The following is an 18,651-nucleotide window of genomic DNA, read 5'->3' on the forward strand; positions in this document are numbered from 1 at the left end:
GGCGAACGCGGCGAGCGCGGCGAACGCGGCGAGCGCGGCGGACGCGGCGGACGCCAGGCGATCGCGCGACTCGGCGGCTGCCGACCGGGCGGCGAAGAGCGATTCAGACGATCGCAACGCCAGTGCCAGAAAGCGTGCCGATACCGCGGCCGACGCCGAGGCGCCTTCGCGCGCCACTGCGAAGCCCGTCGACTCGAAGGCCGCGCCGGCCAAGTCAACCGAGGATCAGCGGTCCGACCAGGCTTCAACCGCCGATTCCGCTGTAGATCAGGCCACCCCGTTAACGCAGGATGCACCGGCCACAACGACGCCCGAGCCGGTCGCCGTACCGATTGTCATCGCTGTTGCCGCCCCGACGGCTGCTCCCGCCGCCATGCCCGCATCCGGCAACGCCACGGCGCCGCTCGCGATCGCGGCGGCCGCCATCGCCGCTGCCGCCTCCGCGGGCGCGGCATCAGGCCAGGCCAAGATCGACCCCGACGCTGCCACGCCGGCCGCTCCGGATGCCGAGTCCACCGCCAAGACCACGCCGCAAGCCGCGGCCAATGCGGCTGTCGTGGCATCCGCGGGTCAACCGGCCACGGCAACCGACGCCAGCGCAACCCAAGGTGCGGCCGTTGCCGCTGTCGCGGTCGCGCCGAAAACGGCTACGCCAGTCAAGGCGCCGGCGGCCCCGACCGGCACCGCGGCAACGGACGATTCCGCCGACACCGCGCCGGTCAGCGCCGATGTCCCGGCAACGGCGATATCCACCGCAGCGCCCGCCAGCGACGTCGCGCAGCCAGCGGCCGTGGCCGGCAAGGCCCACGCCGCGCCCGGCGCCCTCGACTCGGCGAAGACGGAAGCCGCCACCCCCTCGGCATCGGCAGCCAGCACGGCAGGCCGCGCGCCGGAATTCGTGCCGGCGGGACAGGCACCGATCGAATCAGGCGTACAGGTTGCGGGCACGATCCAGACCCAGCTTCACTCCGTCCCGGCCGCAGCGGCTGCCGCAGGCCCCATCAGAGTCACGGCGGCAACGGATGCGCCGGTGCCCCTGAGCGGGCTCGCGCTCGAGATCGCGGCGTCGGCGCTAAGCGGCAAGAGCCGCTTCGATATCAGGCTCGATCCGGCCGAGCTTGGCCGCATCGATGTTCGCATCGACATCGACCGCAACGGCCTCGTGACCTCGCATCTGATGGTCGAAAAGCCGGAAACGCTGGCGCTGTTGCGTCAGGATGCGGCTCAGCTGCAGCGCGCGCTCGATGACGCCGGGCTCTCGACCGGCAATAGCGGCCTGCAGTTCAGCCTGCGCGACCAGTCTTCATCCGGTCAGGACGACCGCAGCGAATCCGGACGCAACGCAACTCGCCTGAATTTGAGCGAGGAAGACAGCACGCCGCCTGTCGTCGCGGGACGCACCTATGGCCGCATGCTCGGTTCGAGCAGCGGCGTCGATATCAGGGTCTGAGGAGAACAGCATGGCCGTCGAAGCAACACTACCGACGCCGATCGTATCGGCCCCGGGAACGAACACCGGCAAGACCACCACGGGCTCGACGTCGACGACGCTCGCGGACAATTTCCAGACCTTTCTGACGCTGCTGACGACGCAGCTGCAGAATCAGAACCCGCTCGACCCGCTCGATACCAACCAGTTCACCCAGCAGCTGGTGCAGTTCGCAGGTGTCGAGCAACAGCTCAAATCGAACGACCAGTTGAAGGCGCTGCTGGAACTGGAAAAGACCGCGCAAGCGACCAACGCCCTGATCTATGTCGGCGCCAACGTCGCGGTCGACGGCAGCACCCAGCAGTTCAACGGCTCGGCGACCTGGAACCTGAAGTCGGAGAGGGACGCCACCGCCGCCGTCACCATCACCAATTCGGTCGGACAGACGGTCTATTCCGGCAATTATGCGCTGAACAAGGGCAATGCCAGCTTCGTGTGGGACGGCAAGGGCAATGACGGCACCCAGTGGCCGGCCGGCGCCTACAAGCTGACCGCGACGGCCAAGGATTCCACGGGCAAGGACGTCAGCATCGCCACGGAAATCCAGGGCGTCGTCGATTCAGTCGACCTCACCGCCTCGCCGCCGCTGCTATCGATCGGCGGGCAGAACTATACCGCCGATCAGATCAGGCGCGTGGTCCGTCCGAGCACCGCTGCGGCGTAAGCGCAGCTTCGCGCCCCGCCCTCCACCTCCCATCGTGATCCCTGCCCGGCCTGGCGTCTGCAATGACGCCGGGCCGCATGGCTTTGGCGGTCATTCCAAGGAGATTCGTATTGAAACCTTTTTGAAGCCTTGGGCTTAGGCAAATTTTAAGCCGAGGGGCGTAGGTTGCTATTTGTGAGTTCAGTGGTTGAGAGTTTGTGAGTACGCCATGACAGAACCCCATCGCCCGAGGGTAAAATACGTCATCGGGCCTGACGGCAGTCCGTTAACAATTGCGGATCTGCCCGCGCCCGGGACCAAACGGTGGGTTATCCGCCGTAAGGCCGAAGTCGTTGCCGCGGTTCGCGGCGGTCTGCTCTCCCTCGAGGAGGCTTGCAGCCGCTACACGCTGACGGTGGACGAATTCCTTTCCTGGCAGTTTTCCATCGATCAACATGGCCTTGCCGGGCTGCGCACCACCCGTATCCAGCAATACCGGCAGTAAATCTCCCGGCAACGGGAAGAACCTGTGGAATTTGACGAAAATCGGCTTCGCCTTGCGAAGCCGATTTTTTTCATGCTGAAGTTTTGCCACGGCCCTTAACCTTCGTTAACCATATCGAAACCATCCCATAGGCAATAATTGCCCAGTCGGCTCCCGGGGGCCGAATCTAGGGGCGGATTGGTTTTGCAGGGTCTGGTAGCTTTCCTGAAGGGTCTGGGCGCTTCGCGCCTGATGGCGATGATCGCGGTGACAGCCGCGCTGATCGGCTTCTTCGCCTTTGTCATCATGCGCGTCACGACGCCGCAGATGACCACCCTGTTTACCGACCTCTCGACCGAGGACTCCTCGGGGATCATCAAGGACCTGGAACGTCAGGCGATACCGTTCGAACTGCGCAACGAAGGCGCGGTCATCATGGTGCCGAAGGACAAGGTCACCCGGCTGCGCATGAAGCTCGCCGAGGGCGGCCTGCCCAAGGGCGGCGGCGTCGGCTACGAGATTTTCGACAAGTCCGACGCGCTCGGCACCACCAGCTTCGTCCAGAACATCAATCATCTGCGCGCGCTCGAGGGCGAACTGGCCCGCACCATCCGGGCCATCGACCGCATTCAGGCCGCGCGGGTGCATCTGGTGCTGCCCGAGCGTCCGTTATTTTCGCGCGAAACCCCCGAACCGTCGGCCTCGATCGTGGTGCGGGTGCGCGGGTCGCTCGAACCGCAGCAGATCAGGGCCATCCGCCACGTCGTCGCCTCCGCCGTCAACGGCCTGAAACCGCAGCGGGTATCGATCGTCGATGAGGCCGGTCAGTTGCTCGCCGACGGCGCCAAGGGCGACGCCGACAACGCCATCGGCGACGAGCGCCGGGCCGCCTACGAAAAGCGGATGCGCAACCAGGTCGAGGCGATCATCTCCTCGGTGGTCGGCGCGGGCCGCGCCCGGGTCCAGCTCTCGGCCGACTTCGACTACAACAAGATCACCCAGACCTCGGACAAATACGATCCCGAGGGCCGGGTGCTGCGCTCGAGCCAGACCCGCGAGGAATCCTCCGCGACGGCCGAAAACGGCGGCCAGGTCACGGTCAACAACGAACTGCCCGGCAACGCCCAGAACCGGGACGGCGCGGCGGTCGCGCGCGACCAGAGCAAGAAGAGCGAAGAGACCAACAATTACGAGATCTCCCGCACCACCAAGACCGAAGTGACCGAGGTCGGCCGGGTCAACCGCATTTCCGTCGCCGTGCTGGTCGACGGCAGCTACGTCAAGAACGAGAAAGGCGAGCAGGTCTATCAGGAGCGCAACAAGGAACAGCTCGACCGCATCGCGGCGCTGGTGCGCTCGGCGATCGGCTTCGACCAGAAGCGCGGCGACCAGGTCGAGGTCGTGAACCTGAAGTTTGCCGAAGCGCCGGTCGTTCCGCCGGTGGTGGAGCCCGGCGGCCTGCTCGGCATGCTGCAATTCACCAAGCACGACGTGATGTACGTCATCGAGCTCGGCGTCATGATGCTGCTCGGCCTCGTGGTGATGTTCATGGTGATCCGGCCGCTGGTCAGGCGCATCCTGGCTTCCGAAGAGGTCCCCGCCCTCGCCAAGGACAGCGCCCTGCCGGCGCTGACGGACGGCAGCGAGGCAACCGGCCAGAGCCTGATTCCCGGCGCGCTTCCGAGCGCGATCGACATCGCCCAGGTCCAGGGCCAGGTGCACGCGCAGTCCGTGCATCGCGTCGGCGAGCTGGCCGAACGAAATCCCAACGAAACCGCCAATATCGTCCGACAGTGGCTAACCGAACCGGCAACCTGATATGTCAGTACCGCAAACCTCCAACGCCAACGACATCTCCACCGTCATCGCCTCGCTCGCGAGTCGTCAGGCCAATCGTCCCAAGGGCGAAAAGCTGAGCGGCCCGAAGCGTGCGGCGATCCTGATGCTGGCGCTCGGCGAACAGTATGGCGGCAAGGTCTGGTCGCTGCTCGACGACGACGAAGTGCGCGAACTTTCGATGCACATGTCGTCGCTCGGCACCGTCGAGGCCGACGTGGTGGAAGACCTGCTGCTCGAATTCGTCTCGCGGATGTCGGCGTCCGGCGCCTTGATGGGAACCTTCGACGCCACCGAGCGGCTGCTGACGCAATACCTGCCGTCCGATCGGGTCACCGGCATCATGGACGAAATTCGCGGTCCCGCCGGCCGCAACATGTGGGAGAAGCTCTCCAACGTCCAGGAAGAGGTGCTCGCCAACTACCTGAAGAACGAATATCCGCAGACCATCGCCGTGGTGCTGTCGAAGCTGAAGCCGGAACATGCCGCGCGCGTGCTCGCGATCCTGCCCGAGGACATGGCGCTGGACGTGATCGGCCGGATGCTGAAAATGGAAGCAGTGCAGAAGGAAGTGATCGAGCGCGTCGAGCAGACGCGGCGCACCGAATTCATGTCGAACCTGTCGCAGACCCGCCGCCGCGACGCCCATGAGGTGATGGCCGAGATCTTTAACAATTTCGACCGCCAGACCGAAACCCGCTTCATCACCTCGCTGGAAGAGGACAACCGCGAAGCCGCCGAGCGCATCAAGGCGCTGATGTTCACCTTCGACGACCTCGTCAAGCTCGACGCCGGCTCGGCGCAGACCCTGATGCGCAACGTCGACAAGGACAAGCTCGGCATCGCGCTGAAAAGCGCCAATGAGGACGTCCGCGGCTTCTTCCTCGGCAACATGTCGTCGCGCGCCGGCAAGATGCTGCTCGACGACATGGCGGCGCTTGGACCGGTGCGGTTGCGCGATGTCGACGAGGCGCAGGCGCTGCTCGTCAACCTCGCCAAGGACCTCGCGGCCAAGGGTGAAATCATGCTGACCAAGAACCGCGCCGACGACGAGCTGGTGTACTGATGGCCGCTCCCGCCAAATTCCTGTTCGACATGGACTTCGGGGTCCCCGACAAGACGCGGGAGCGCCCCGCCACGCCGTCGGAAATCGCGCAGAAGATCGCCGCCGCCGAGGCCCGCGCCTATCGCGACGGCTTCGACGCCGGACAGCGCGAGGCGAAGGCGGAAAGCGACCGCCGCACCGCGCTGGCGCTCGAGGAGATCGGCATCGGGGTTCGCGGCATCGCGACCAACTTCTCCGGCATCGAAACCCGGATGGAGACCGAAGCGGTCGATGTCGCGGTGGCGGTGGCGCGCAAGCTGTGCAGCGAGCTGATTGCCGGCGAACCGCTTGGCGAGATCATCGCCCTGGTCAGCGACTGCTTCTCGCATCTGGTGGCGACGCCGCATCTCGTGGTCCGGATCAACGATTCCCTCTACGAGGCCGCCCGCGAGCGGATCGAGCGGCTGGCGAAACAAAGCGGCTTCGAAGGCCGCCTCGTCATCCTGGCTGAGCCGGACATTCCGACCGGCGACTGCAAGATCGAGTGGGCCGACGGCGGCGTGGTGCTGGAGCGCGCGGCGATCGAAGCCAAGATCAATGAACTTGTCGGGCGCTACATCGCGTCCCGCGACCAGGCCGGCCATCCGGCTACGAGGACTAACCCATGAGTGACACCGACGCACAGGTTCCGCTTCCCGATCTCAACTCCGCAGACGCGTTGCCGGTCGATGACGTGGCCTATCTGGAAGACGAACAGGCTTCGCGCATTGCCGCCGACCTCGAAGCGGTGTTCGACGTGCCGGTGCAGGTTTCGGCGGTGCTCGGCCGCTCCAAGATGGACGTCGGCGAGCTCTTGAAACTCGGGCCCGGCACCGTGCTGGAACTCGATCGCCGCGTCGGCGAAGCCATCGACATCTACGTCAACAACCGGCTGGTCGCGCGTGGCGAGGTGGTTCTGGTCGAAGACAAGCTCGGCGTGACCATGACTGAAATCATCAAGGCGGAACGCGCCTGAAGGCGCTCATAACGATACCGCTCGAAACGAGCGCGAACGGACGAACAGGAGAACATCATGCGGCTTCTCATCGTTGGCACCCTGAAGGGCCAGCTTACGACCGCCACCAAGATCGCCATGGACAATGGCGCTTCCGTCACCCATGCGGAGGGCCACGACCAGGCGATGGGCGTGCTGCGCGGCGGCAAGGGCGCCGACCTGCTGCTGGTGGACGTCGCTCTCGACATCCGCGACCTGGTGATCCGGCTGGAGGCCGAACACATCCATGTGCCGATCGTCGCCTGCGGCATCTCCAATGACGCCCGCGCCGCGGTCGCCGCGATCCACGCCGGCGCCAAGGAATACATTCCGCTGCCGCCCGATCCGGAACTGATCGCGGCTGTGCTCGCGGCGGTCGCCAACGACTCGCGCGACCTGGTCTATCGCGACGAAGCCATGGCCAAAGTCATCAAACTGGCGCAGCAGATCGCCGGTTCCGACGCCTCCGTAATGGTGACCGGCGAATCCGGCACCGGCAAGGAAGTGCTGGCGCGTTACGTCCACACCCGCTCGCACCGCGCCAAGAAGCCGTTCATATCGATCAATTGCGCGGCGATCCCGGAGCATCTGCTGGAATCCGAACTGTTCGGCCACGAGAAGGGCGCCTTCACCGGCGCGATCGCCCGGCGGATCGGAAAATTCGAGGAAGCCACCGGCGGCACCCTGCTGCTCGACGAAATCTCGGAAATGGACGTGCGGCTGCAGTCAAAGCTGCTGCGCGCCATCCAGGAGCGCGTGATTGATCGCGTCGGCGGCACCCGGCCGGTGCCGGTCGACATCCGCATCATCGCCACCTCGAACCGCAATCTGGCCGACGCGGTGCGCGAAGGCACCTTCCGCGAGGATCTGCTGTTCCGGCTCAACGTCGTGAACCTGAAAATCCCGCCCGTGCGCGAACGTCCGGCGGATATTCTCGAACTGGCGCAGCATTTCGCCAGGAAATACGCCGATGCCAACGGCGTGCCGCTGCGCCCGATTTCGGCGGAGGCGCGCCGCGTGCTGAGCGCCAATCGCTGGCAGGGCAACGTCCGCGAGCTCGAAAACACCATGCATCGCTCGGTGCTGATGGCGCAGGGCGACGAGATCGGGGCCGACGCCATCCTGACCCCGGACGGCGACCGTCTCGACCTTGCGAAAACCGTACCGGCGGTGGCGCACGCCACCTTCGCCGCCGAACAGGTGACCCGCGCGCTGGTCGGCCGCACCGTCGCCGACGTCGAACGCGACCTGATCCTGGAGACGCTGAAGCATTGCCTCGGCAATCGCACCCACGCCGCCAACATTCTCGGCATCTCGATCCGCACGCTGCGCAACAAGCTGAACGAATATGCCGACGGCGGCCTGCCGATTACGCCCGCGGGATCGGGCGACTACGGCCGCGTTGCCGCAACGGCGTAGTCGGGATCACGCCGCTTCCGTGCGATCGGATCGCCGTGACGCCAGGAGCTGCACGTCGAGTTGGGAATAACTCGGCGCATCCGGTTTGCGAAAGATGTGGATCGGGGTGCCCGGCTTCAAGTCACGCTCGGTGAATACGGCATAGGCGTACAGCGCGAGGTAACCGAACGCGAGTGCGCCGATGGCGTAGAATGCCCAGGTCCCGACGCGCTTCATCGGCCCAAGCCCCTCAGCAACGGTTCCCCGAACGTCAGGGCGATTTCAACAAGCTTACGTTCCACGCAGAGCAGTTCCCTTCACTTCCAACGCCTGACTATATGTGCCGGAGAATACCTGTGCAAACCTGGACGGACGCGTAGCCTTTGCCGTCGGCACGCTGCCTCGGCTCGCCTGCGTCGATAGGGCCGCCCGACCGGAAGGTCTGCAACTCAGGGTTTGCATCCCGACGACACTGGTCGTCAGCGTGCCGCTGGTAAACGCGGCACAGACCGTGGCGGCGGTGTGGCTGGGGGTGCGCGGCAGCACGGTCATCCGCACCCCGGCGAGCCTCGGCGCGATCCTCGATTAGACAGGATCGGCATCTGCTGATTGGGTCACCTTCAAATCCAGCCCGGGGCGCGATGGGCGGAAGGCTCACTCCCGGTCCGGTGCCGGAAATGGGCTAACAAAGCAGGCGCGTTTATGGCACATGGTGCTGCCGTCCGAATATCAGGACATGCCGCCCCGTTGCCGAGATCGCCATGCCCGCACCCAAGCCGCCCGCCTTCGAGACCCTGAGCCTGCATGCCGGGCAGCGTCCGGATCCCGTGACCGGCGCACGCGCGGTCCCGATCTACCAGACCACATCCTACGTGTTTCAGGATTCCGAGCACGCCGCGGCGCTGTTCAATCTCGAGCGCGCCGGGCACATTTATACCCGGATCTCGAATCCGACGACGGCGGTGCTGGAAGAGCGGCTGGCCGCGCTCGAGAGCGGCGTCGGCGCGATCTGCACCGCGAGCGGCATGGCGGCGCTGCATTTGGCGATCGCGACGCTGCTCAATGCCGGCGACCATATCGTCGCCTCCGCCTCGCTCTATGGCGGCACCATCAACCTGCTGGCGCATACGCTGCCGCGCTTCGGCATCACCACCACTTTTGTAAAGCCGCGCGAGCTGGACGCATTCCGTGCGGCGATCCAGCCCAATACGCGCCTCGTGATCGGCGAGACCATCGGCAATCCCGGCCTCGAAGTGCTGGATATCCCGAAGGTCGCCGCCATCGCGCATGACGCGAAAATTCCGCTCCTGATCGACAACACTTTCGCGACGCCCTATCTCAGCCGGCCGATCGAGTTTGGCGCCGACATCGTGATGAATTCGGCGACCAAATGGATCGGCGGCCACGGCATCGCGATCGGCGGCGTAATCGTCGATGGCGGCCGCTTCGACTGGCGCGCGTCGGGCAAATTTCCGGTGCTGACCGAACCCTATGCCGGCTATCACGGCATCGTCTTCGACGAACAATTCGGCCAGGCCGCCTTCATCATGCGGGCGCGCACCGAGGGCCTGCGCGACTTCGGCGCGTGTCTGTCGCCCACCAATGCCTTTCAGCTGCTGCAGGGCGTCGAAACGCTCGGCGTCCGCATGGACCGCCACATCGCCAATACCCACGTGGTGCTGGAAGCCCTGACTGCCAACAAGGCGGTCGAATGGGTGCTGCACCCCTCGCTGCCGAACCATGCCGACCATCAACTCGCCAAGACGTTGCTGCCGCGCGGCGCGGGCTCGATCGTCAGTTTCGGCATCAAGGGCGGACGTCCCGCCGGCAAGAAGTTCATCGAGGCGCTTCGCATGATCAGCCATCTCGCCAATGTCGGCGACGCCAAGACGCTGGTGATTCACCCCGCCAGCACCACCCATCAGCAGATGGATGCCGCGCAGCTCAAGGCCTCCGGGATCGGTGAGGAACTGGTGCGGTTGTCGGTCGGCATCGAATCGTCAGCCGATATCGTCGACGATCTCGGCCAGGCGCTCCGCATTTCGCAGAAGGCTTGAGCATGCAACTCACCGTCAACGGCATTGATACCTTCGTCGCCACTGGCGGCCGTGCATTCGACAAGTCGCTGCCGACCATCGTGCTGCTGCACGGCGCCGGCTTCGATCACACCACATGGGCGCTGCATTCGCGGTGGTTCGCGCATCACGGGTTCGGCGTGCTGGCGCCGGATCTGCCGGGCCATGGACGCTCAGGCGGCGCGCCGCTGGCGACCATCGCCGACATGGCCGACTGGACCGCGGCGCTGCTCGACGCGGCGGGTGCGGCAAACGCAAAGCTGGTCGGTCACTCCATGGGATCGCTGATCGCGCTGGAGACCGCCGCGCGGCACCCGGCCAGAGTAACCGCGCTGAGCCTGATCGGCACCGCGGCGACCATGACGGTCGGCCCCGATCTGCTCAGGGCGGCCGAAGCCAACGACCATGACGCCGTCGACATGGTTTCGATCTGGGGCCTCGGCTATCAGGCCGAACTCGGCGGCAGCCTCGCGCCCGGCCTGTGGATGCATTACGGCGCGCAGCGGGTGCTCGAACAATGCCGGCCCGGCGTCCTGTTCAACGACCTCTCGGCCTGCAACGCCTATCAGGGGGCGCTCGCCGCCGCCGCGCAGATAAAAGTCCCGGCCACGCTCATTATCGGCGAACGCGACATGATGACCCCGGCACGGGCCGGCAAGGCGCTGGCCGCGGCACTGCCGAACTCGCGCACCGTGGTGCTGCCGGGCGCCGGCCATATGATGATGGTCGAACGGCCCGATGAATTGCTGGCGGCGCTGCAAGGCTGAACGGAACTTTGTGTCTGGCGCGTATTCTCGACGCGACCGGTATCCACCCCGAATCGCGTCCGGGACAGGCTTTCGCTTGAGAACGCCCTAACTGCGCAGTAAAACCCATCTACCGCATGCTCCACATTGGCGTCGGTAGCCGCGCCTTGCCGGTCGTCACGGCCTGCGGCCAAACCACGACCTTTTTGCCGTTCTGCCATTGGCTTGTCACGAACTTGTGGGCGACCTGGCATCCGCGTTCATCCACCGCAAAGTCGCCAAAGACAGTCTTCGCTTTGAGCGTGAGCAGAGCTTCTCGCAGCTTTTCGGAGTCGAGACCACCAGTCCGCCGTATGGCGTCTACCAAGAGTTGGCAGCCGGCATAGTGCGCTGCAGATTGATTTGATGGAGCGTGGTTAAATTCCTTCTCGTACGCTACGACAAACTCCCGATTTCCGGGATAGGCAAGCCCCGGCTCCCAAAACGAGCCGCTATAGACGAATTCGGCACCTTTTCCGAGTTGCGTGTAGTAGTCGCTGACCTGTCCATATGGGACTGCGGCTAGCATGCCAACGTTGAGGTCGAGTTCCCTCATCTTGCGAGTGATGGCGAGAAGGTCCCCAAAGCGAATTGAGGCGGCTACAAGAACATCGGGCTTCGCTGTCCTGACTTTGTGCAGAAGATCGGAGAAGTCCTCGGGGCTGGTGTCGTATGTCTCAAGAAAGATGAGCTCCAAGCCCTTGCTCTTCGCCAGCGCGCGCGCCCCTTTGGTGATCGCATTCGTGAACAGTGCATCCTGCTGAATCACCGCGGCGGTCTTGAGCCCCTGACGCGCCGCGAGATCGAGGAGGCCCTCAGCGAGGCCTTCTGCGGGTGCAGTCACCATGATGAGATAGCGGCGTCCCTTCTCCCAGATAGAGGTGGTCGCCGCCGTGGGCGCTATCATGAGCTTCCGATGCTTCTCGTTGACGTCGGCCACCGCCTCCGTGATCGCAGAGCCGTACGGACCCAGCACCGCGTCGACCTTGTCTTCAACAATGAGCTTCTCGTAGAGGCCCGCCGCTGTCTTCCCGTTTGATGCGTCATCATAGATCACAAACTCAATCTGACGCCCAAGCACTCCTCCTTTCTCATTCACATGCTTTTGGCAAAGCAGGTAGCCTTCACGACAGTACCCACCCTGTATGGCGGACTCTCCGGTGAGCGCCATCGTCGCGCCGATGCGGATCGGCTGCTGCGCGAGGCCTACGGAGGGCGTCACAACCGGGACCGAGACAAACGCAGACCCCGACCGCTTGACCTAATCTGCCTTGGCCCCGGAGAACTTCACCACCTTGGCCCATTTTTCGGTTTCGTCAGCGACGAGTTTGCCGAAATCACCGGGCGAGCCGATGAGTGCAACCCCGCCCAGACCGGCCAGCCGCGCCTTGATTGCAGGATCAGCCAGCGTTGCATTGATCGCGTTGTTGAGCTTGGCGATGATCTCGGTGGGCGTATCTCGGGGCGCCCCGATGCCATGCCATGCACTCACCACGTAGCCAGGCACGAAATCGCCGACGGTCGGAATATCCGGCAGGATCCCAGAGCGCATCGCGGTCGTCACCCCCAGCGGGCGCAACTTATCCGACCGGATAAACTCGATCGATGAAGGCGCGAGGTCGAACATGACCTGGACCTGCCCGCCGATTAGGTCGGTCAGCGCAGGGGCCCCCCCGCGATAGGGGACGTGCGTCATGCTAACGCCGGTCATCATCTTGAACAGTTCGCCAGCCAAATGTGAACTCGTTCCATTGCCGTTCGAGGCCATATTGAGCTTACCGGGATTGGCTTTGGCGTAGGCGAGCAACCCGGGAATAGTCGTGGCCGGCACCGAAGGATTAACCACTAAGACAAGAGGTCCGCTCGTGACGCCGGCGACCGGCGCAATATCGCGAATGAAATTGAAACTCAGGTTGGCGTAGAGCGTGGCGCTGATCGCGTTTGAAGGGCTAGACCAATAAAGCGTGTAGCCATCTGGAGCCGCCTTTACGACCGCCTCGGCAGCGATGTTGCTGCCCGCGCCCGGCCGGTTCTCGATCACGAAGGCCTGTCCAAGTCGCGCTTGTAGCCACTGCCCCAAGAGACGTGCGAGGATGTCCCCGGTGCCGCCGGCCGGAAAGCCGACTACCAAACGCACCGGTTTCGACGGATAAGGTTGCGCGCTCGCGAAATTTGAGCATACCGGAACAGCGAGGGCACCCGCTGCCAGCTTCAGGAATTTTCGGCGCATCAGCATGGTGCTTCCTCCGTTGCGGCAGCTCCCGAGCAGTGCCGCGTGCCTTCGGGTAGATCTGTTGAAACGTACATCTGCCTCTTATAAGAGGAAGCCCGAAAATGCCTCTAACCTTATAGGTAGGACCTATGGCCTCCATAAAAATGGAATGGGAAACCCGTCTGGGGCGCCGCTTTAGAGTGCGGGACCTCCATATTCTCTCGATGGTGATAAAAGCGGGCGGCATGGCCAAGGCCGCGAGACAGCTTGGGATGTCTCAGCCTTCGGTTTCGGCTGCGATCGCCAATCTCGAAAGCATGCTGGGTGTGCGGCTTCTCGATCGTGACACGAGAGGTATCGAGCCCACGATCTATGCCGAAGCTATGCTTAAACGCGGCGTGGCGATATTTGACGAACTAAAGCAAACCGTGAACGATGTGCAGTTTCTTGCCGACCCGGCAAAGGGAGAATTGAAGATCGGTTGTCCTGACACAAGTGCGGCGACCGTCGTTCCTCAGATGATCGAGCGCTTCTCTGAAAAATATCCGCTTGCGGTCTTGTACGTCGATACCGTACCGACGTTCTCGGATGCGCTCCCGGTCTTGCGGAACCGAGAATACGATCTCGTATTTGCACGCCTGTACCAACCGCTCACCAGCGTGGCTGATGACCTAAACGTCGAGCGCCTGTTCGATGATCCTGTGGTCGTCGTTGCGGGAAAGCATAGCCCCTGGGCGCGTCGTCGCAAAGTCGACTTGGCAGACCTGGTCGACGAGCCCTGGATCATGGCAGGCACTCATACTTGGATCTATGCGCGAGTCGCTGAGGCCTTTCGAGAGCGTGGACTTGGCATGCCGAAGACACGCTTGGTGACCCTTTCTTGGCCTCTGATTGATCATTTCGTTTTTAATGGCCGGCACATCATGGCCTATCCAAAGTCAGTTGCGGTTCGACATTCCCTCAAGGTATTACCTGTGAATTTGCCGATCCGGCCATGGCCACTTTCGATCTTGACGCTGAAGAATCGAACCCTGAGCCCGGTGGCCGAACGCTTCATCGAGTGCGCGCGCGAGGTCGCCAAATCGATGGCCGACAGGCCGCACACCGGCAAGAAACCATGAATCAACTCGCGACCCCATCTCCGAAAAATTGTCGCGCAGGGCTGCTAGGGCTCGTTCGCGACATGGGCGACCCGGCGGCAAAAGCCGAAGGCGAAAGTCAATGGAGCGCATGAAAACAACGCCGCAGGTCATGGCGGGTTGATGGCGTTGCCCGAGACGTGATTCAAGCTCCGAAACCGGAGCTACGAATCATGCGCTACGAACTCAGCGATTAGGAACGGAGCATCAATCCGAATTTGGGCAAGTAATGAGTCCGCAGTCTAACCCGCCGCGGCCGCGGGCTTCGCCACACTCACCGCCAGTTTGCCGTAGCGATCCCCAAACGCCTCGGTGTCGATTTCCTCGAGCTTGATAGCGCCGCTCATCACGCCGGCCTTCCAGGCGTCATGCTCGGGGTCTTCACGGAATTCCGGCATCACTTCTTTTGCGAACAGTTCGAGCGAGTCGCAGATGTGCTCGTGGCTGTTCTTGCCGGCCTGATTGAGCAGGATCACCTGGTCGATGTGCGAACTTCTAAAGCGCCGCAGCTTCCTGCGGATGGTTTCGGGCGATCCGATCAGGCCGCCGCGCAGCGCCGCCTCCTGGGCTTCCGGATTTTCGCGCTTCCACTTGTTGTACTCGTCCCACATGTTGACGGTGCCGGGATCGGGACGCTGCCGGTTCTGCGAGGCGCCGTAGAACCGCAGCGCGAACTGGAAGAAGGTGGCGCCGTCCGCCCGCGCGCGGGCCTCCTCGTCGGTCTTCGCGCACATGAAGAACGACACCAGCGCCATGTTGGGATTGATCTCGTAATCCGCCAGCTTCTTCAGCCGTTTGGTAATGGCGTTGTAATAGGCATGCACCCAGGCATGCGCGGCGTCGGCGCTGACGAACTGAAAGCCGAGCGCGCCGAAGCCGTGCTGGCCGGCGCGTTCGATGGTCGGCAATTGCGAGCACGCCATCCACAGCGGGGGGTGCGGCTTCTGCACCGGCTTCGGCACCACATTGCGCAGCGGAATGTCGAAATACTTGCCGTGATGCTCGCTGCCGCCGTCTTTGAACATCGGGAAAATGGCGGCCACGGCCTCCTCGAACACTTCCTTCTTGGTTTCCATGTCGCGGCCGAATGGCGTGAGTTCGGTGATCGAGGCGCTCTCGCCCATGCCGAATTCGCAGCGGCCGTTGCTGAGCAGATCGAGCACCGCGACCCGCTCGGCGACGCGCGCGGGGTGATTGGTGGTGAGCTGGAAGATGCCGTGGCCGAGCCGGATGTTCTTGGTGCGCTGGCTGGCCGCGGCGAGAAACGATTCCGGCGACGGCGAATGCGAATATTCTTCGAGAAAATGGTGCTCGACCACCCAGGCATGGTCGTAGCCGAGCCGGTCGGCGGTCTCCAGCTGCGTCAGCGCATTCTGGTACAGGCTGAGTTCGTCGCCGGCCTGCCACGGACGCGGCAATTGCAGCTCATAAAAGATGCCGAACTTCATGATGCTTCTCCAAGGGGCCTGCCCTCTTGTAGTGTATTCTCGGCAGAGATCGAGTCCAGCCCTGGAGCGGATCTGCATCAGGCCGATGGCCGACTCGTCCACAATGCGGCAGCGTCCCCGATGCCGCCAAACATAATCTTTTGAACGCGATGCGACGTGCCGGCCGCCAGCGACGAGGTCGCGATCCCCTGGGAAAAGCTCGTCGTGGTGGCGGATGAGGCGCCGAAATCATGTTTGATCCAGCGCAAATGGACCCTGCGCCCGTGTTGTATTGGTTTGCCTGACTGAGCGGGTTTTTTTTGGGGGGGGCGCATTATGGGGACGTCAGGTTCAACCGCCGAGCATCCAGGTCGGGCGCTCTGGCTTTCCACGATCGCGTTCACGATCTGCTTCGCGGTCTGGACGATCTTCTCGATCATCGGTATCCAGATCAAGCAGGACCTCGGTCTCAACGATGCCCAATTCGGTTTGCTGATCGGGACGCCGATTCTCAGCGGGTCGCTGATTCGTCTGCTGCTGGGTATCTGGACCGATCAGTATGGCGGCCGGCGTGTCTATACGGTGGTGATGCTCGCCGCAGCGGTCGCCACTTATCTTCTGACGTGGGCGCGTACCTATCCAGAATTTCTGGTCGCGGCGCTATTTGTCGGCATCGCGGGCGGCTCCTTCGCCGTTGGCATTGCCTACGTTTCGCGCTTCTATCCCGCGGGCAAGCAAGGCACCGCACTCGGCATCTTCGGCGCCGGCAACGTCGGCGCTGCAGTCACGAAATTCATCGCCCCCTTCGTGCTGGTCGCCTATGGCTGGCAGACGGTCGCCCAGGTCTGGGCACTTGTTATCGGCTTGATGGGAATCGTCTTCTGGTTCTTTTCGGAAGAAGATCCGGTCGTTCGCTCACGTCGGGAGCGGAACGAGAAGCCGAGCAGCGCGTGGCTGGAGCTTGAACCGCTGAAGAGCATCCAGGTTTGGCGCTTTTCGCTGTACTATTTCTTTGTGTTTGGCGCGTTTGTCGCCTTGGCGCTGTGGCTGCCACAATACCTCATCAAGGTCTACGGCGTCGATATCAAGACCGCTGGCATGGTTGCGGCGATGTTCTCGCTCCCCGCCAGCGTGTTCCGGGCCTATGGCGGCCACCTGTCGGATCGCTACGGCGCGCGCCGGGTGATGTACTGGACATTTCTTGTTGGGGTCGTCTGCACCTTCCTGCTGTCCTATCCGCCCACTGACTATCTGGTGAAGACGGTCAGCGGCACCGTGAGCTTCCACCTGGAAATGGGCGTGGTACCATTCACGGTGACCGTGTTCGTGCTCGGCTTCTTCATGGCGCTCGGCAAGGCGGCGGTCTACAAGCACATCCCGGTCTACTATCCGAACAACGTCGGCGCCGTCGGCGGTCTGGTCGGCATGATAGGCGGTCTTGGCGGTTTCGTACTCCCGATCGCATTTGGTGTACTTGTCGATCTGACCGGTCTTTGGACCAGTTGCTTCATGCTGCTGTTTCTGCTGGCTGCGGGCTCGCTTGTCTGGATGCACGTAGCAATCCGGCAGATGGAGCGTGGTGTCACCGGCGAGGCGCTGAGACAGCTTCCAGAACTTCCGGAAATGGCGGAGATTCACAGGCCCGAGCACGTTGGCGCCCTGTCCGGCGCGGTGCTGACCGATTGGCGCCCGGACGACAAGGCGTTCTGGGAGGGGACCGGACGCGCGATCGCCCGGCGCAATCTCTGGATTTCAATCCCGGCGCTGCTGCTCTCGTTCGCAGTATGGCAAGTCTGGTCGGTGGTCGTCGCTAAGCTGCCTTCGGTCGGCTTCAAGTTCACCACGGCTGAACTGTTCTGGCTGGCAGCCTTGCCGGGAATCTCGGGCGCGGTGTTGCGGATCTTCTACTCCTTCATGGTGCCGATTTTTGGCGGTCGGCTGTGGACCACGCTGGCGACCTGGTCATTGCTGCTCCCCGCTATCGGCATTGGTTATGCCGTGCAGAATCCATCGACTCCCTATCCGATCTTCCTGGCGCTGGCCCTGCTGTGCGGCTTTGGCGGCGGCAACTTCGCCTCGTCGATGGCCAACATCTCCTTCTTCTTCCCGCGTGCGGAGAAGGGTAACGCACTGGCTCTCAACGCAGGTCTCGGCAATCTCGGGGTCAGCGTCGTGCAGTTCGTGGTGCCGATTGTAATCACGGTCGGCGTGTTCGGATGGTTCGGCGGTGACCCGGCGATGGTGAAGAGCGGAACGCAGCAAGCCCCGCTCTGGTTGCAGAACGCCGGCTTCATCTGGGTGCCATTCATCGTTGCCAGCGCGTTTGCAGCGTGGTTTGGGATGAACGACATCGCATCGGCAAAGGCATCATTCGCGGACCAGGCGGTGATTTTCCAGCGCAAGCACAACTGGATCATGTGCTGGCTCTATACCGGGACCTTCGGCTCGTTCATCGGTTACTCCGCGGGCTTCCCGCTGCTGGCGAAGACCCAGTTCCCCTCGGTCGACGCCCTGCAATTCGTCTTCATCGGCCCCCTGGTCGGAGCGCTGTCCCGCTCTGCGACCGGCTGGATTTCCGACAAATGGGGCGGCGGCCGCGTCACTCTTTGGGTGTTCTCGGCCATGATGATCGGCGTGCTCGGAATCCTTTACTTCCTCGGCATCAAGGATCAGCCCGGTGCGTTCTGGGGCTTCTTTGCCATGTTCCTGTTCCTGTTCTTCGCGACGGGGGTCGGCAATGCATCGACTTTCCAAATGATCCCCAACATCATGCGCAAGGAAATGGACCGGTTGATGCCGACCGCCGACGCCACGACGCGGCAGCGGCAGGCCGAAAAGGAATCGGCCGCGATCACGGGCTTCACTTCGGCGATCGCCGCGTTCGGCGCATTCTTCATTCCGAAATCCTACGGAACGTCGATCGAACTCACCGGCGGCGTGCAGGCGGCACTGTGGGGCTTCTTTGTATTCTACCTGATCTGCATCGTGGTCACGTGGGCCGTCTACACCCGCAAGGGTGGACTGCTTCATGACATCGAGCGACGCGGTCGGCTTTCGCCCGTACCCCAGACCGTTAAATAAGGAG

Annotated in this window: 17 protein-coding genes; 12 read left to right on the top strand and 5 right to left on the bottom strand. The window is 63.2% G+C overall.

What is annotated here, in order from left to right; all coding sequences use genetic code 11:
- Nucleotides 1-213, bottom strand: a 213-nt coding sequence (locus tag Q8N40_RS17050; RefSeq protein WP_305712638.1) for a hypothetical protein, incomplete at its 3' end; no start/stop codon positions are given.
- A gap of 160 nt (nucleotides 214-373) precedes the next feature.
- Between Q8N40_RS17050 and Q8N40_RS17055 the strand changes: the two genes are divergently transcribed.
- From Q8N40_RS17055 to Q8N40_RS17090, 8 genes are all read left to right on the top strand, one after another.
- Nucleotides 374-1,450, top strand: coding sequence for a flagellar hook-length control protein FliK (locus tag Q8N40_RS17055; protein ID WP_305712639.1), 1,077 nt, complete (start codon nucleotides 374-376; stop codon nucleotides 1,448-1,450).
- A 10-nt stretch (nucleotides 1,451-1,460) separates the two neighbouring features.
- Nucleotides 1,461-2,153 (top strand): flagellar hook assembly protein FlgD, encoded by a 693-nt coding sequence (locus Q8N40_RS17060; protein WP_305318291.1) that lies wholly within the window; start codon nucleotides 1,461-1,463, stop codon nucleotides 2,151-2,153.
- Between the two features lie 208 nt (nucleotides 2,154-2,361).
- Entirely contained in the window at nucleotides 2,362-2,637 is a 276-nt protein-coding gene (locus Q8N40_RS17065; RefSeq protein ID WP_002714638.1) for a DUF1153 domain-containing protein, read from the top strand.
- Nucleotides 2,638-2,820: 183 nt separating this feature from the next.
- Nucleotides 2,821-4,434, top strand: a complete 1,614-nt coding sequence (fliF, locus tag Q8N40_RS17070; RefSeq protein ID WP_305318290.1) for a flagellar basal-body MS-ring/collar protein FliF — start codon at nucleotides 2,821-2,823, stop codon at nucleotides 4,432-4,434.
- Nucleotide 4,435: 1 nt separating this feature from the next.
- A complete protein-coding gene (gene fliG, locus Q8N40_RS17075) occupies nucleotides 4,436-5,518 on the top strand; it encodes a flagellar motor switch protein FliG (RefSeq protein ID WP_305712640.1) in 1,083 nt (360 codons plus the stop codon).
- On the top strand, nucleotides 5,518-6,165 hold the full coding sequence (gene fliH, locus Q8N40_RS17080) for a FliH/SctL family protein (protein WP_305318288.1): 648 nt from the start codon (nucleotides 5,518-5,520) through the stop codon (nucleotides 6,163-6,165). The genes fliG and fliH overlap by 1 nt, the downstream gene beginning before the upstream one ends.
- On the top strand, nucleotides 6,162-6,512 hold the full coding sequence (gene fliN / locus Q8N40_RS17085) for a flagellar motor switch protein FliN (protein ID WP_304737369.1): 351 nt from the start codon (nucleotides 6,162-6,164) through the stop codon (nucleotides 6,510-6,512). Before fliH ends, fliN begins: the two co-directional genes overlap by 4 nt.
- A gap of 57 nt (nucleotides 6,513-6,569) precedes the next feature.
- Nucleotides 6,570-7,949, top strand: a complete 1,380-nt coding sequence (locus tag Q8N40_RS17090; RefSeq protein WP_305712641.1) for a sigma-54-dependent Fis family transcriptional regulator — start codon at nucleotides 6,570-6,572, stop codon at nucleotides 7,947-7,949.
- A gap of 6 nt (nucleotides 7,950-7,955) precedes the next feature.
- Here the strand turns inward: Q8N40_RS17090 and Q8N40_RS17095 are convergent, their stop codons facing one another.
- On the bottom strand, nucleotides 7,956-8,165 hold the full coding sequence (locus Q8N40_RS17095; protein ID WP_305712660.1) for a hypothetical protein: 210 nt from the start codon (nucleotides 8,163-8,165) through the stop codon (nucleotides 7,956-7,958).
- A 524-nt stretch (nucleotides 8,166-8,689) separates the two neighbouring features.
- On the opposite strand from Q8N40_RS17095, the gene Q8N40_RS17100 reads away from it, so the two are divergent.
- On the top strand, nucleotides 8,690-9,985 hold the full coding sequence (locus Q8N40_RS17100; RefSeq protein WP_305712642.1) for an O-acetylhomoserine aminocarboxypropyltransferase: 1,296 nt from the start codon (nucleotides 8,690-8,692) through the stop codon (nucleotides 9,983-9,985).
- A gap of 2 nt (nucleotides 9,986-9,987) precedes the next feature.
- Complete coding sequence (locus tag Q8N40_RS17105; RefSeq protein WP_305712643.1) at nucleotides 9,988-10,770, top strand: alpha/beta fold hydrolase; 783 nt, start codon at nucleotides 9,988-9,990, stop codon at nucleotides 10,768-10,770.
- 109 nt (nucleotides 10,771-10,879) lie between these two features.
- Here the strand turns inward: Q8N40_RS17105 and Q8N40_RS17110 are convergent, their stop codons facing one another.
- Nucleotides 10,880-12,010, bottom strand: a complete 1,131-nt coding sequence (locus Q8N40_RS17110) for an amino acid ABC transporter substrate-binding protein (protein WP_305712644.1) — start codon at nucleotides 12,008-12,010, stop codon at nucleotides 10,880-10,882.
- Between the two features lie 39 nt (nucleotides 12,011-12,049).
- On the bottom strand, nucleotides 12,050-13,024 hold the full coding sequence (locus Q8N40_RS17115; protein WP_305712645.1) for a tripartite tricarboxylate transporter substrate binding protein: 975 nt from the start codon (nucleotides 13,022-13,024) through the stop codon (nucleotides 12,050-12,052).
- Between the two features lie 125 nt (nucleotides 13,025-13,149).
- Here Q8N40_RS17115 and Q8N40_RS17120 point away from each other — a divergent pair, with 125 nt between their 5' ends.
- Complete coding sequence (locus Q8N40_RS17120; protein WP_305712646.1) at nucleotides 13,150-14,121, top strand: LysR family transcriptional regulator; 972 nt, start codon at nucleotides 13,150-13,152, stop codon at nucleotides 14,119-14,121.
- A 260-nt stretch (nucleotides 14,122-14,381) separates the two neighbouring features.
- Here Q8N40_RS17120 and Q8N40_RS17125 read toward each other — a convergent pair whose 3' ends face one another.
- A complete protein-coding gene (locus tag Q8N40_RS17125; RefSeq protein ID WP_305712647.1) occupies nucleotides 14,382-15,587 on the bottom strand; it encodes an LLM class flavin-dependent oxidoreductase in 1,206 nt (401 codons plus the stop codon).
- A gap of 315 nt (nucleotides 15,588-15,902) precedes the next feature.
- On the opposite strand from Q8N40_RS17125, the gene Q8N40_RS17130 reads away from it, so the two are divergent.
- Nucleotides 15,903-18,647, top strand: coding sequence for an MFS transporter (locus tag Q8N40_RS17130; protein ID WP_305712648.1), 2,745 nt, complete (start codon nucleotides 15,903-15,905; stop codon nucleotides 18,645-18,647).
- The last annotated feature ends 4 nt before the right edge of the window (nucleotides 18,648-18,651 follow it).

The organism is Bradyrhizobium sp. (assembly GCF_030693485.1).
Lineage (GTDB): Bacteria > Pseudomonadota > Alphaproteobacteria > Rhizobiales > Xanthobacteraceae > Bradyrhizobium.

Coding starts and splice junctions, on each gene's coding strand:
- Q8N40_RS17130 (WP_305712648.1), top strand. CDS start 15,903: ATGGGGACGTCAGGTTCAACCGCCGAGCATCCAGGTCGGGCGCTCTGG.
- Q8N40_RS17120 (WP_305712646.1), top strand. CDS start 13,150: ATGGCCTCCATAAAAATGGAATGGGAAACCCGTCTGGGGCGCCGCTTT.
- Q8N40_RS17125 (WP_305712647.1), bottom strand. CDS start 15,587: ATGAAGTTCGGCATCTTTTATGAGCTGCAATTGCCGCGTCCGTGGCAG.
- Q8N40_RS17115 (WP_305712645.1), bottom strand. CDS start 13,024: ATGCTGATGCGCCGAAAATTCCTGAAGCTGGCAGCGGGTGCCCTCGCT.
- Q8N40_RS17065 (WP_002714638.1), top strand. CDS start 2,362: ATGACAGAACCCCATCGCCCGAGGGTAAAATACGTCATCGGGCCTGAC.
- fliN (WP_304737369.1), top strand. CDS start 6,162: ATGAGTGACACCGACGCACAGGTTCCGCTTCCCGATCTCAACTCCGCA.
- Q8N40_RS17100 (WP_305712642.1), top strand. CDS start 8,690: ATGCCCGCACCCAAGCCGCCCGCCTTCGAGACCCTGAGCCTGCATGCC.
- Q8N40_RS17055 (WP_305712639.1), top strand. CDS start 374: ATGCCCGCATCCGGCAACGCCACGGCGCCGCTCGCGATCGCGGCGGCC.
- Q8N40_RS17060 (WP_305318291.1), top strand. CDS start 1,461: ATGGCCGTCGAAGCAACACTACCGACGCCGATCGTATCGGCCCCGGGA.
- fliG (WP_305712640.1), top strand. CDS start 4,436: ATGTCAGTACCGCAAACCTCCAACGCCAACGACATCTCCACCGTCATC.
- fliH (WP_305318288.1), top strand. CDS start 5,518: ATGGCCGCTCCCGCCAAATTCCTGTTCGACATGGACTTCGGGGTCCCC.
- Q8N40_RS17090 (WP_305712641.1), top strand. CDS start 6,570: ATGCGGCTTCTCATCGTTGGCACCCTGAAGGGCCAGCTTACGACCGCC.
- Q8N40_RS17105 (WP_305712643.1), top strand. CDS start 9,988: ATGCAACTCACCGTCAACGGCATTGATACCTTCGTCGCCACTGGCGGC.
- Q8N40_RS17095 (WP_305712660.1), bottom strand. CDS start 8,165: ATGAAGCGCGTCGGGACCTGGGCATTCTACGCCATCGGCGCACTCGCG.